10 protein-coding genes are annotated in these 12,483 nt (G+C 76.2%); 4 read left to right on the top strand and 6 right to left on the bottom strand.

Annotated elements, in window-relative coordinates:
• Positions 1-472 (top strand): DUF2000 domain-containing protein (locus tag G6556_RS12285; RefSeq protein WP_240934445.1); only part of this gene is annotated, 472 nt, incomplete at its 5' end.
• Between the two features lie 858 nt (positions 473-1,330).
• Here the strand turns inward: G6556_RS12285 and G6556_RS12280 are convergent.
• Positions 1,331-1,900 (bottom strand): DinB family protein, encoded by a 570-nt coding sequence (locus tag G6556_RS12280; RefSeq protein ID WP_346774863.1) that lies wholly within the window; start codon positions 1,898-1,900, stop codon positions 1,331-1,333.
• A 149-nt stretch (positions 1,901-2,049) separates the two neighbouring features.
• Between G6556_RS12280 and G6556_RS12275 the strand changes: the two genes are divergently transcribed.
• The 3 genes from G6556_RS12275 to G6556_RS12265 all read left to right on the top strand — a co-directional run bounded on the left by G6556_RS12275 (position 2,050) and on the right by G6556_RS12265 (position 4,891).
• Positions 2,050-2,751 carry a biliverdin-producing heme oxygenase gene (locus G6556_RS12275; protein WP_166941688.1) on the top strand — a complete coding sequence of 234 codons (702 nt, stop codon included), beginning with the start codon at positions 2,050-2,052 and terminating at the stop codon, positions 2,749-2,751.
• Positions 2,752-2,853: 102 nt separating this feature from the next.
• Positions 2,854-3,489: a TetR/AcrR family transcriptional regulator gene (locus G6556_RS12270; RefSeq protein WP_166941686.1), complete on the top strand. Its 636-nt coding sequence runs from the start codon at positions 2,854-2,856 to the stop codon at positions 3,487-3,489.
• 76 nt (positions 3,490-3,565) lie between these two features.
• The gene (locus G6556_RS12265) at positions 3,566-4,891 is read left to right on the top strand and encodes a sensor domain-containing diguanylate cyclase (RefSeq protein ID WP_346774862.1); all 1,326 of its coding nucleotides are present in this window, start codon (positions 3,566-3,568) and stop codon (positions 4,889-4,891) included.
• Between the two features lie 20 nt (positions 4,892-4,911).
• Here G6556_RS12265 and G6556_RS12260 read toward each other — a convergent pair whose 3' ends face one another.
• The 5 genes from G6556_RS12260 to G6556_RS12240 form a co-directional block, all read right to left on the bottom strand.
• Positions 4,912-6,960, bottom strand: coding sequence for an NHL domain-containing thioredoxin family protein (locus G6556_RS12260; RefSeq protein ID WP_166941684.1), 2,049 nt, complete (start codon positions 6,958-6,960; stop codon positions 4,912-4,914).
• A 136-nt stretch (positions 6,961-7,096) separates the two neighbouring features.
• Positions 7,097-7,324, bottom strand: a complete 228-nt coding sequence (locus G6556_RS12255; RefSeq protein ID WP_166941682.1) for a DUF6458 family protein — start codon at positions 7,322-7,324, stop codon at positions 7,097-7,099.
• A 149-nt stretch (positions 7,325-7,473) separates the two neighbouring features.
• Positions 7,474-9,519, bottom strand: coding sequence for a prolyl oligopeptidase family serine peptidase (locus G6556_RS12250; RefSeq protein WP_166941692.1), 2,046 nt, complete (start codon positions 9,517-9,519; stop codon positions 7,474-7,476).
• A 90-nt stretch (positions 9,520-9,609) separates the two neighbouring features.
• Complete coding sequence (locus G6556_RS12245; protein ID WP_166941680.1) at positions 9,610-11,718, bottom strand: cytochrome c oxidase assembly protein; 2,109 nt, start codon at positions 11,716-11,718, stop codon at positions 9,610-9,612.
• Positions 11,718-12,483, bottom strand: a 766-nt coding sequence (locus G6556_RS12240) for a copper resistance CopC family protein (RefSeq protein WP_166941678.1), incomplete at its 5' end; no start/stop codon positions are given. The genes G6556_RS12245 and G6556_RS12240, both read right to left, overlap by 1 nt.

Here is a 12,483-nt window from a genome sequence, read left to right as displayed (position 1 = left end):
CGCCCCTGCGCCAGCCGTCGGCTTCGAACCGGACGAGATCCGCCTGGACGAGCCGACCCGGTCGGCGCGGCTCAAGTGGGTCGTGGTCGTCGACGAGGACCTCGAGCCCGGCCGCGCCGCGAACGCCGTCGCCTGCGTGACCGCCGCGACCGTCACGGGCGTCCACGGGCTGCTCGGTCCCGCTGCGCCCGACGCCGACGGCACCACGCACACCGGCCTGCCCTGGACCGGGTGCACCGTGCTCGGCGCGCCTCGGGCGACCCTGGCGGCGCTGCGGGCGAAGGCCGCGGCGGCGCCGGGCGTGCACGTGGCCGACATGCCGGCGATCGCCCAGCAGATCCGCGTGTACACGGAGTACCTGGCCGCGATGGCCGAGCGCCCCGCGGACGCCCACGACTACCTGGCGCTGAGCGTCGTCGGGCCCCGGAACCGGGTCGACCGGCTCGTGGGGAAGCTGCGCCTGCTGTCCTGACCGCCGTCGTCCCCAGGCCGACCACCGGCGGCCACCTGCGAGTCCCCGGCCGTCCACCACGCGTGCACACCGCGTCCACAGGCAGACCGCCCGTGCCCCGCCTGATCCACGGGTCCGTGCACAAGGTGGGGACAAGTTCTGTGGACAGAACCGGACATATCGCCCTCTCGAGTGGTCGGAGCGGCCGTTCGGGCGACGTGGGGGTGTGGACAACCCCGACCACCCTGTGGGTAACCGTGCCCGGAGACGGAGAAGGGCCCCTCGGAGTAAGCGTCCGAGGGGCCCTCCCCGATCGTCGTCCCTGCGCCCCCGACGCATCGGGGACCGGCGGCCGCTCTGACGGTGCGGCTCCGTCCCGGCACCCGGCGGAGACCTCGGGGGGCACCTGCCGCGGGCGGGACGGCGACGATCCGACCTTCGGGGTCCTACGGGCCGCTGCGTCGTCATCCGCAGCTCGGCGGGTCTCCCCGTCGAGGTGGTCCGTCGTTCTCCCTCCGGTCCCGACCCAGCCGGCTCCGCCCCGCCGGGCACCCGCCGAGGCGGGTCTCCCTGCGGTGACGGTGCGTCCGTCGAGGTCGTTGGAAGAGTTCTAGACCCGCCGTGAGGACGCCCGCAAGGGCCTGGGCCGGCCAATTCGTGTCCACCGCGCGGTGCACATGTTGTCCACAGCGCCACCTGCAGGATCATGCGGCGTTCACAGGGTTGTGCACAGAATCTGTGGATGACGGTGGGTCCCCGACGACCCCGGGTGGGTCCGGCGCGCCTGCACCGCGGACGGACCGGGCGGCCGTAGCGTCGTCCACGGATCGAGGCCCCTCGGAGTAAGCGTCCGAGGGGCCTCGCCGCGTCCGCGGGCGGTCAGGCCCGGACGTCGTGCAGGTGGTGCACCACGTCGTGCAGGAAGTACTGCCCGAGGGTCGTCACGGTGAACGACGACCCGTTCGACCGGCGGCCCGCGCGGTCCCACTGGTCCGGGCGCACGGCGGCGAAGCCGGCGGCGAGGGCGGCGGCGGCGTCGGCGAGCTCGTCCGCGACGCGGCCCGGGTCCTGGAGGTCGTACCGGTCGGCGGCGGCGGTCGCGTCCTGGTCCCAGTTGGGGAACAGCGGCTCGTCCTCGGTCAGCATCAGGTGCAGCCGCTCGGCGAACACGCGGTGCACGTCCCGCACGTGGGCGCCGTACTCGAGCGTCGACCACACCCCCGGCTCCGGGCGGTCGCGGACGTCGAGGCGGTTGAGCGCGGCGCGCCAGCGCGGGACGAGGTCGTGCACCGTGCCCGCGATGTCGGGCCCGGACACGTCGGTCCCGGCGAACCCGCACTCCGGGCAGCGCTCGGCGATCACCCAGGTCCAGTCCTTGGCGTCCGGGTCGGCGGGACGGTAGGCGTCGGCAGGCTCGGCGTCGGGTCCGGGGGGCGTCGCGGCAGTCACGTCACGCACGGTATCCCGCCGGCGTGGCGGCCCGCGGGCCCCGCCCGGCCGTGGTCGGATGAACGGAGGGTAGGCAAGCCTTACCTCGTGCGGTACGTTCTGACGCGACGTCATCTCGACGCCACGCCGCGCGTCCCCCGGGAGCCTCCATGACCACCACGCACGACCTGCCTGCCGCCGGTCCGCGCGCCGACGGCCCGGCCTCCGCGTCCGAGCCCACGCCGCTCTCGACGCTGCTCCGCGAGGGCACCCGCCCGGAGCACGAGGCCGCGGAGGGCTCGTCGTTCGTCGAGGAGCTGCTGTCCGGCCGGCTGACCACCGACGCCTACGTCGACCTGGCGCTGCAGCTGCACGCCGTCTACGTGGCCCTGGAGGAGGTCGGCGAGCAGGTGCGGCGCACGCCCGCCGGCGCCGGCGTGGTGTTCGACGAGCTCCGCCGGGTCCCGGCGATCGAGGCCGACCTCGCGCACCTCGCCGGCCCCGGCTGGCGCGACCGGGCCGTGCCGCTGCCCGCGACGGCGGCCTACGCGGCCGCGATCCGCGCGGGCGGCGCCGAGGTCGGCCCCTACGTCGCCCACGCGTACACCCGGTACCTCGGCGACCTGTCGGGCGGGCAGGTCATCGGCCGGATGGTGCAGCGGCACTACGCGGTCGCGGACGAGGGCGTCGGCTTCTACGCCTTCCCCGCGATCCCCAAGCCCAAGCCGTTCAAAGACCTGTACCGGGCGCGCGTCGACGCGCTGGACCTGACGGACGCGCAGCGCGCCGCGGTGGTCGACGAGGCGCGGGCCGCGTTCCGGCACAACCGCGCGCTGTTCGCGGCGCTCGCCGAGGTGCACCGGGCGGCCTGACCGGACGCGCCCGCCCGTCCCGCGCCGTCCCCGCGCGACACCTGCACGCCTCCGACACAGCGACGAGCGCCCGATGCTGACAGGTCGTGCGAGGATGTCAGCATGCCCAAGATCATCGGCGGCTCGCTGCACGAGCACCGGGAGCAGACACGGCTGCGCCTGTTCGGCGCGCTGTCCCGGCTGATGGCCGAGCGCGGGTTCGACTCGATCACCCTCGCGGACATCGCGCAGGCGGCCGGCGTCGGTCGCACGGCGGTGTACAACCACTTCGCCGACAAGGAGTCGATGCTCGTCGGCTTCATCATGCACGAGACCGAGCAGTACGTGGCCGCCCTGGAGGCCGAGCTCGCCGGCGTCGACGACCCGACCGAGCAGCTGCGCGCGTACGTCCGCGCCCAGTGCGAGCTCAAGCGCGACTACCACCTCGCCCCGGGCCCGGACCTGCGGTCGGTGCTGTCCCGCAGCACGCAGCAGCGCGTCCGCGAGCACGTCGTGCTCGTCGAGGCCATGCTGCGCCGGGTGCTGTCCGCCGGCATCGAGTCGGGCGCCTTCCCCGAGCAGGACCTGGGCACGACGGTGTCGCTCGTGAACGCCTGCCTCAGCAGCCGCACCCTCCCCGACGACCAGCCCGCCCGCGAGCGCGCCGTCGAGTCGACGGTGCTGTTCGTGCTCCGCGCCGTCGGCGCCGGCGAGCGCGCCGCGACCGGCGCCCTGGAGCGGGAGCCCGTGCCCGCCTGACGGGGCCGTTCACCCGCTCGGAGGACCCCGGTGCGCCCCGCGTGTGGCCGGGAGCCGGACACGCGATGATGTGCCGGTGACCGACGCCCCGCCGCCGGCCCGGACGAGCGCGCCCCGCGGAGACGGGGACGACGCCCGGCACTTCGCGCTGCTCGCGCACCGTCTCGGCGGCGCCACCGCCCTCGCCGAGGTGCACGACGCGGCCGTCGTCGCCGCGCGCGACCTGCTCGACGTCGAGGTGGCCGCGGTCGCCCGGCTCGAGCAGGACGACTGGCACGTCCTCGCGGCCGAGCCCACCGACGAGCTGCCCGCCGCCGAGGAGGCGCTGCGGGACGGCGACGCCGTGCGGGCGCTGGTCCGCCGCCGGGAGACCTGGCTGTCCGCACCCGGCGAGGACCCCGCGCGCCCCCGGCCCGCGCTCGTCGCGCCCGTGGTCGTCAACGGCGACCTCTGGGGCGTCCTGTGCGCCGTCCGGGACGAGCGCGCACCGGTCTTCACCCCGGACGACGCCGCCCGCGGCGAGGTGCTCGGCGCCCTGCTGGGGGCGCAGGTCGCCCGACTCGACCTCGCGGAGCAGGTGCGCCACCTCGTGTCCGACGACGCCCTGACCGGCCTCAGCACCCGGCGGGTCGCCGACGAGGCCGCGCAGCGGGCGATCGACTCGGGCGACGAGACCTGCATCGTGATGTGCGACGTCGACGGCCTCAAGCGGGTCAACGACGAGCTCGGCCACGACGCCGGCGACGAGCTGCTCCGGAGCGTCGCGGGCGTGCTGCGCCGCGCCGGCGGCGGGCTGCCCGGGTCGACGGTCGCGCGGATCGGCGGCGACGAGTTCTGCGTCGTCACCTCCGGGATCCCGCGCACCACGGTCGTGCAGGTGATGGACGCGACCGTCGGCGACAGCGCGCTGCCGTTCGGGGCCTCGCTGTCCTACGGCATCGCGTCCTCCGCGCGCGGCTCGCTCGGCGCGGCGCCCACGCCGCGGTCGCTGTTCCGCCGCGCCGACGCCGCGCAGTACCACGCCAAGCGCAGCCACGCCGCGGCCCGCGCCCGCCAGTACCGCGCGGACGACCCGGGAGCGGTGCTCGGCCGCACCGTCGCCGCCACGGTCACGGCGCTGTCCGCCACCGGGCCGGCCCCGCTCTCCCGGCTGTGCGCGCTCGCCGCGGCCGCCACCGAGGCGATGGGCGGCTCGGGCTGGTCGGTGCAGCGCCACGACGGCGGCGACCCGGTCGTGGTCGCCCGCGGCGGCACGGGGTCGCTGCACGTCTCCGGCGTCCGCCAGGTCGAGCTCCGGCGCGCGCCGTGGTCCGTGACCGTCGAGTCGACGCTCCCGGACGACCGCACCGTCACGACGACGCTGCAGACCCTGCTCTCGCTGGCGGTCCTGGGCGCGTCCTGACGCCCTGCGCGCGCTCGGCGTCAGCCGTGCAGCGGGAGGGAGAGGTCCGCCGGCGCGCCCGGGACCACGCGGACCGGGACGCCCCAGTCCTGCGAGTTCAGGTGGCACGCCGGGAACTCGATCGCCGGGTCCGCGTCGCAGCTCGCGGCGCGGGCGGTGATGTGCAGGACGCCCTCGCCGACCTCGGGGTTGATCCGCAGCGTCCGGGTCAGCGGCACGTCGTCGCCGGCGCCGTCGAGCAGCAGCTCCGCCGGCGTCGCGGACACCCGGAGCATCGTCGACGGCCCGAACCGGTCGTCGTACTTCTGCCCCGCGGCGGGGGTGAACACGACGTCGAGGGCGAGCTCGCCGGGGGCGATGTCGGTGACCGGGCGCTGCGTGCGGTGCGCGCCCGCGTCCAGCACCTCGCCGGCGAGGGTCGCCGGCAGCGCGATCCGGGTGAGGCGGTGCGCGGCCGACTCGACGACGAGCAGCGTCACGCCGCCCGCCTCGGCGTCCGCCTGCACGACGACGCCGCTCGGCTCGGCCAGGCCGGTCGCGAGCGTGCTGACCTCGCCGGGGCCGTCGCCGCCGGCCGACGGGGCCCAGCGGCGGATCGCGCCGTTGTAGGTGTCGGCCACGACGACCGACCCGTCGGGCAGCACGGCCACGCCGAGCGGGTGCTGCAGCAGCGCCTGGTCGGCCGCGCCGTCCCGGTGGCCGAAGTCGAACAGGCCCGCGCCCACGGCGGTGCCGACGACGGCGCCGGACCAGGCGTCCGCCGGTCCGGTGGGGGCGGTGCGCGCGGCGGCGAGCGCGGCGCCCGCGCCCACGAGCCCCACGACGTCGCCGACGACCGGCGCCGCCGCCTCGGCGACCGCGGGGGTGCCCGGGTCGATCCAGCGCAGCGCCGACACCTCGGAGTCCGCGAGCCACACCCGGCCGTCGGTGGCGAGCGCCGTGCCGGAGGTCTGCGCGAACCACGCCTCGCGCGGGTCGCCGTCGGTCAGGCCCTCGTTCATCGTGCCGGCGACGGGCTCGACGACGCCGTCCCGCGGGTCGAACGCCCAGAGCTGGTGGTTGCCGGCCATCGCGACGAGCGCGGTGCCGGTCTGCGGCGACCACACCACGTCCCACGGCGAGGACAGCGGCACCGACGTGGCGGCCCGAGCCGCGCCCGCGCGCCACAGGTCGGTGCGACCGGGCAGCGGGGACGGCACGGTCGGCTCGCCGACCAGGTACTGCGCGCCGGTACCGGCGACCGTGGTCACGGCGCCGTCGGACAGCCGCACGCCGCGCAGCGCGTGGTTCACGGTGTCGGCGACCAGCACGTCGTAGCCCGCCTCCGCCGCCACGTCCTCGGGCAGCAGCGTCAGGCCGTTCGGCTCGCTGAACCGCGCCTCGTCGGGGCCGCCGTCGACCAGGCCGCGCTCCCCCGACCCGATCCGGCGGACCAGCGTCTCGCCGTCCGCGGCGAGCTCCGCGAGCGAGTGGTGCCCGGCGTCGGCGACCAGCAGCGTGCCGCCCGGCAGCGCGACCGCCTTGGCGGGGAACCGCAGCGTGCCCGCGGTGGGCTCCGGCGGGACGTACGGGCCGGCGCCACGGTGCAGCGTGCCCTTGGCGTCGTGCTCGGCGACCAGGTCCCGGACCAGGCGCTCGACGTTGCTCTGGTGCCCCTCCCCGGCCATCTGGGCGACGATGTAGCCCTCGGGGTCGATGACGACCAGCGTCGGCCAGGCGCGCGCGGTGTACGCGGACCAGGTGACCAGCTCCGGGTCGTCCAGCACGGGGTGGTGCACCTCGTACCGCTCGACGGCCGCGGCGAGCGCCACCGGGTCGGCCTCGTGCACGAACTTCGGCGAGTGCACGCCGACGATCACCAGCACGTCGCGGTACTGCTGCTCGAGCTCGCGGAGCTCGTCGAGGACGTGCAGGCAGTTGATGCAGCAGAACGTCCAGAAGTCGAGGAGGACGATCTTGCCGCGGAGGTCCGCGAGCGCGACGTCCTGGCCGCCGGTGTTGAGCCAGCCGCGGCCGACGAGCTCGGACGCGCGGACGCGGGGCAGACGGCGGGTGCTGGTCTCGGTCACGCTCGTAGTAAACAGGAGACGCGGGCGGATCGATTCCGTGTCCGCGGGCGAGCGCGGACACGACTGGAGCGTCCTGCCGGACACGCGGGTGCGTGTCGGGCAGGACGCTCCGGTCGAGGGGGGGTGACCCCGCGGGTCAGGCCGCCGGGGGCGGGGTGCGGCCGTCGTAGCGCTCGACGACCTCGCGGTGCGACGTGTTCGCCCGCTGGTTCGTGAGCACGAGCGCGAGGATCAGCGCGAGCACGCCCGCACCCATGCAGATGTAGCCGATGACCGTGAGGTCCACGTTCGCGATGTTGTCGCTGACGCCGAACGCGAGGATCGCGCCGATGACGATCAGGGCGATGCCGCCGCCGATGCCCATGGTCGGACTCCTTCCCGGCCCGGGCGGGGGTGCCCGGTGCTCCGGCACCGAGTCTGGCGGCGGAACCGCAGTTCCGCGCGTCGAGCGGCCGGCCCGGACGGGTGATGTGCCGCCCGGGCCCCCACCGTGCGGGGGACCGGGCGCCGTCGTCAGCCCAGGACCTCGGGCAGCGGCGGGAGCTCGTCGCCGGCGAGGCCGAGCACGTGCTCCGCGAGGAACGCGTCGACGACCTGGTACCAGACCTTGGCGTGCTGCGGGCTGAGCACCCAGTGGTTCTCGTCCGGGAAGTAGAGGAACCGGTGCGGCGTCTCGCCGTTCTCGTCCGCGGCGAGCGCCGACCGGGACAGCAGCTCGTACCAGAGGCGCAGACCCTCGCCGATCGGAACCCGGTAGTCCTTGTCGCCGTGCACGACGAGCATCGGGGTGACGATCTTCTCCACCGAGAGGTGCGGGGAGTTCGCGAGCGCCATCTCGGGCGTCATCTCCCGCTCCCAGTAGAAGGAGTGGTCCGTGGTCGGGCCGAACTGGTCGAGCGCCCACAGGCTCGCGTGCGTGACGATCGCCCGGAACCGGTCGGTGTGCCCGGCGACCCAGTTGGCCATGTAGCCGCCGAACGAGCCGCCCATCGCGGCGGTGCGGTTCTCGTCGACGTCCGCGCGGGCGACGGTGGCGTCGGTGATCGCCATGAGGTCGGTGTACGGCGCGGCGCCCCACGCGCCCCAGCCGCGCTGCACGAAGTCCTGGCCGTAGCCGGTGGACAGCGCGGGGTCCGGCAGCAGGACGGCGTAGCCGCGGGCCGCCATGATCCACGGGTTCCACCGCCAGGACCACGCGTTCCAGGAGTTCAGCGGGCCGCCGTGGATCCAGAGCAGCAGCGGCGCCGGCGACGCGACGGACGCGCCCTCGGGCAGCACGAGCCAGGCGCGGACCTCGACGCCGTCCTCGGCCGTGGTCGTCACCTCGGTGAGCGTGCCGGGCAGCGCGGGCAGCGGTGCGGGTGCGGGCAGCGCGACCGCCTCGACCGGGGTGCCGGAGGCGAGCGCCGCGGCGAGGTCGACCCGGACCGGGTGCGCCGGGGCCGCGTAGGACACGCGCAGCGCGTAGAGGGTCGCGCCGTCCGGGCTCACGCGCAGGTCGCTGAACACGGCGTCGTCGGCCGTCACCTGCGTGACGGCGCCGGAGTCGAGCGCCACGTGGAACACCGGCCCGCGGCCCAGGTGGTCCGCGCCGACCAGCAGGCCGGCGCCGTCGCGGGTCCAGGCGATCTCGTGCGGCCAGCGGTCCCAGCCCTCGGCCACCCGGCGCGGGGCGGCGTCGGCGGCGTCCAGGTCGGCGACCCAGAGCTGCACCTGCGGCGCGGCCGTCGGGGTGGTGATGGTCTCGCGGAGGTAGGCCACGCGGCGGGAGTCCGGCGACACGACCGGGTTCGCCAGGTCGGCCGTCGGGTCGTCCACGAGCACCCGGCGGGTGCCGGTCGCGACGTCGACCGCGACGAGCTGCTGGCGGAGCGTGCCCCGCGCGCCCGGCTTCGCCCAGGACGTCACGAGCGTGCGGCCGTCGGGCGACAGCACGGCGTCCTCGTGCTGCAGGGCGGCACCGGCGTCGGGGGCGAGGTCGCGCAGCGCGAGCCGGGGCGCGGTCGCACCGGCCTCCGGCGAGGCGGCGACGGTGGTCAGGTCGCCCGCGAACAGCCGCGGCCGCGCGGGGCCGAGGTCGTGGTCCCAGTACCGCACCGGGTAGGACGAGTGCAGGATCGCCGCGACCTTCGCGTCCTTGCGCGCGCCGATGAGCCGCTCGTCCTCGGCGTCGTCGGTCGCGCTCGGGAGCACGTCGGAGGAGACGACCGCCACGGGGGCGTCCGCGGCGACGACGACACCGCCGATGCCGGCCTTCCGGGACGCGACCACCCGGGCCTCGGCACCGTCGGCCGGCAGCAGCCACAGCGCGGCGGGCGGCTCGTCGTCGGGGGCCTCGGCGTCGGCGTCCGGGCGCGCGGAGGTGAACAGCAGGTCGCCGGTGGACGCGAACCGGGCGGCGGACTCGCCCTTCGCGGACCGGGTCAGCCGGCGCGCGGGGCGCAGGCCCTCCGGGTCCACCTCCCACAGCGCGGTGACGTAGCGGGTGCGCTTGGCGTCGAGCGTCGACACCGCCGTGACGAGCCGGGTGCCGTCCGGGGACAGCGCCAGCCCGGACATCCGGGGCAGGGCGACGTAGGCGTCGAGGTCGTGGAACGGGGTCGGGGGCGTGGGCGTGGGCTCAGCGGCGTCGGTCACCCCGCCGTCCTATCACGGCTCGCGGGGCGCCCGGGGCTCGACCGTGCCCGGCACGTCCCGCTGGGCCAGCCGGGCGAGCATCGCGTTGTACTCGTCCATCTCGGTGTCCCCGTCCCGGGCGACCTTCCGGTCCCGGCGCCTGGCGGTCCGCTCGTCGTCCCGCGACCACGCGAGGGCGACGCCCACCGCGAGCGCGAGGGTCGGCAGCTCGCCGATGCCCCACGCGACGCCGCCGCCGCGCTGCTGGTCCACGATCGCCGACGGGCCCCACTCCCGGCCGAGCAGGCCGAACCAGTCGGGCACCAGCAGCACGTCACCGGTGGTGAGGGCGACGCCGAAGAACGCGTGGAACGCCATCGTGGCGAACAGCAGCAGCAGCCGCTGGGGGTACGGCGGCCGGTTCGGGCCCGGGTCGATGCCCACCAGGGCGTTGACGAACAGGTACCCGGCCAGCGAGAAGTGCACGACCATCGCGTAGTGGCCGACCTCGGAGGTCAGCGCCCACCGGAACACGTCGGTGTAGTAGAAGACGACCATCGAGCCGGCGAAGTTCACCGCGGCCACGACCGGGTTGGCGAAGAACCGGCCCAGGCGGCTGTGCACCAGGCCGAGCAGCCACTCCCGCGGGCCGCGCGACGCGTCGGGGGCACCGCGGCCGGCACCGCGGCCGGCGCCCGCCCGGGTGGCGCGGGACGGCAGCGCCCGCAGCGCGAGCGTCACCGGCGCGGACAGCGCCAGCAGCACCGGGATGACCATGGCCAGGATCATGTGCTCGACCATGTGGGCGCTGAACAGCACGTGCCCGTACATGGCCGGGCCGCCGGACGTGGTCCAGAAGAACAGCACCATGCCGGTCACCCAGGACGCGGTGCGCGCCCAGGACCAGGTGTCGCCGCGGCGGCGGAGCCGGAGCACCCAGCGCAGGTAGACGACGATCCCGGCGACCGCGGCGGACGCGAGCAGCACGTCCCACCGCCACTGCGTGATCCAGGACAGCGTCGTGGGCTCGGGCGGCAGCAGGTGCCCGGTGACGATCTCGGCCGGCGTCGGGTCGGTGATCGGGTCGTCCGGCACCGGGGGCGGAGAGGAGCCCAGCGCGACCGCGACGCCGGAGACGGCGCCCATCACGGTGAGCTCGACAAGGACCAGCCGCCAGAACAGCCAGCCGACCGCGCGGTCGTCCCCGGCGAGCCGGCCGACGACCCGCCGCCGGTGCGCCAGGCCGAGCAGCCCGAGCACGCCGAACAGGGCGATCTTCACCAGCAGCAGCACCCCGTACCGGGTGGTCCAGTCGTCCCAGGAGCCCAGCCGGATGATCGAGTTCACCGTGCCGGACACCGCGACCGCGGCGAAGCACCAGGCGGCGATGACCGAGAACCGGGCGACCGCGGGCGCCAGGTCCGCGCCGAGGCGGTGCGCCAGCGGCGACAGCGCGAGCAGCGTGCCGATCCACAGCGCGGCGCCGACGAGGTGCAGGAACATCGACGACGTGGCGAGGTCGTGGCTCGCGGCCCCCGCGGCGTGGCCGGTCTGCGCCGACTGCCACAGCGCGACCAGCACCAGGCCGGCGACCCACGCCGTCCCGACCGGCGACGTCGTCATCAGCGCGAGCGCGGTCACGACGGCCGCGGCCACGGCGACGAACAGCAGCACCCGGCCGAGCTCGAACTGGGTGACGAACTGGCCGAGCTCCCCGCCGAACGCGGGGTCGGTCGGCGACAGGCCCGCGACGTTCGCGTAGGTGAGCACGAGCTCGACGACCGCGGTGAGCGTCCACACCGCCGCCGCGACGGCGGTGATCCCGGAGGCCGCGCGCACCACCGCCTCGTCGCGCCGCACCAGGACGGTCGCGAGCAGCACGAGGCCACCGAGGGTCGCGGACGCGGCGAGCTCGGCGCCGGTCGACGCGATCGGCAGGCCCCAGCGCACCAGGGCGCCGGGGTCGCGCAGGGCCGTGGGCGCCGCGGCGCCGGTGAAGGCGATCCCGGCGACGACCGCGGCCACGGCCGCGACGGCGAGCGCGGCGATCCGCAGCCAGTCCGCCGAGCGCGCCGGTCCGTCCGCGGTGCGGGGGCTGCGGGCCGGTCGCGGTCCGGCCGGTGCGGCGACGCCGGGGGCCATCAGCCCTCCGCCCGGCCGTCCCCGCCGGTGGTGCCGGACGGGCCGTCGGTGCCCTGCGGACCCGCGGTGCCGTCGGTGCCGTCGGTGCCGTCGGTGCCGTCGGTGCCGTCGGCGGCCGGGTGCGACCGGCGGCGCTCGCGCACGACGAACACGGCGACCGCGACGGCGGCGAGCGCCGCGACGGCGATCGCCGCGATCACGCCCGCGGCCAGGCCGGCGTCCTCGTCCTCGGCGAGCTCCTGCTGCGGGGCGAGGGTCGCGGAGACCGTGGCCTCGTTCGACGGCTCCTCCGGCGTCGCCGTCGTCGGCTCGGACGTCGGCTCGATCGTCGCGGGCGCGGCCGGGGTCGCGGCCGCGGTGCCCGACGTCGCGGTGAACGCGAGCGTGCCGGACAGCGGGTGGCCGTCGGCGGAGGTCACGCGCCACTCGACGGAGTACGCGCCCGCGGGCAGGTCGGTCGCGAGCGGCTGCGACACCGTGTTGTCCACGAGCGCGGCGGCGCCGGTGCTCACCGTGCTGCCGTCCGGGCCGAGCACGACGATCTCGGTGCCGAGCGACTGCGCGGGCTGGTCGAAGGTCAGCGTGATGCTCGCCGGCGGCGCGTCCACGGTCGACCCGTCCGCCGGGTCCGTGCCGAGCAGCGCGTTGTGCGCGTCCGCGCGGCCCCCGGTCAGCAGCACCGCCGCGAGGGCCAGCAGCAGCGCGGCGACGGCGACCAGCGCGCGGGGCACCGGGGCGGGCGCGGCGGCCACCCGGACGCGGACG

It is taken from the genome of Cellulomonas sp. IC4_254, from assembly GCF_011603975.1.
Classification (GTDB): Bacteria; Actinomycetota; Actinomycetes; order Actinomycetales; family Cellulomonadaceae; genus Cellulomonas.
The sequence above is the reverse complement of the archived record's forward strand: the minus strand, read 5'-3'. Positions and strand labels throughout refer to the sequence as shown.

Bases quoted from the DNA above. Each gene is read 5' to 3' on its own strand.
- G6556_RS12255 (WP_166941682.1), bottom strand. From the start codon at position 7,324: ATGGGCATCGGCGGCGGCATCGCCCTGATCGTCATCGGCGCGATCCTC.
- G6556_RS12275 (WP_166941688.1), top strand. From the start codon at position 2,050: ATGACCACCACGCACGACCTGCCTGCCGCCGGTCCGCGCGCCGACGGC.
- G6556_RS12270 (WP_166941686.1), top strand. From the start codon at position 2,854: ATGCCCAAGATCATCGGCGGCTCGCTGCACGAGCACCGGGAGCAGACA.
- G6556_RS12250 (WP_166941692.1), bottom strand. From the start codon at position 9,519: ATGTCCGGGCTGGCGCTGTCCCCGGACGGCACCCGGCTCGTCACGGCG.
- G6556_RS12245 (WP_166941680.1), bottom strand. From the start codon at position 11,718: ATGGCCCCCGGCGTCGCCGCACCGGCCGGACCGCGACCGGCCCGCAGC.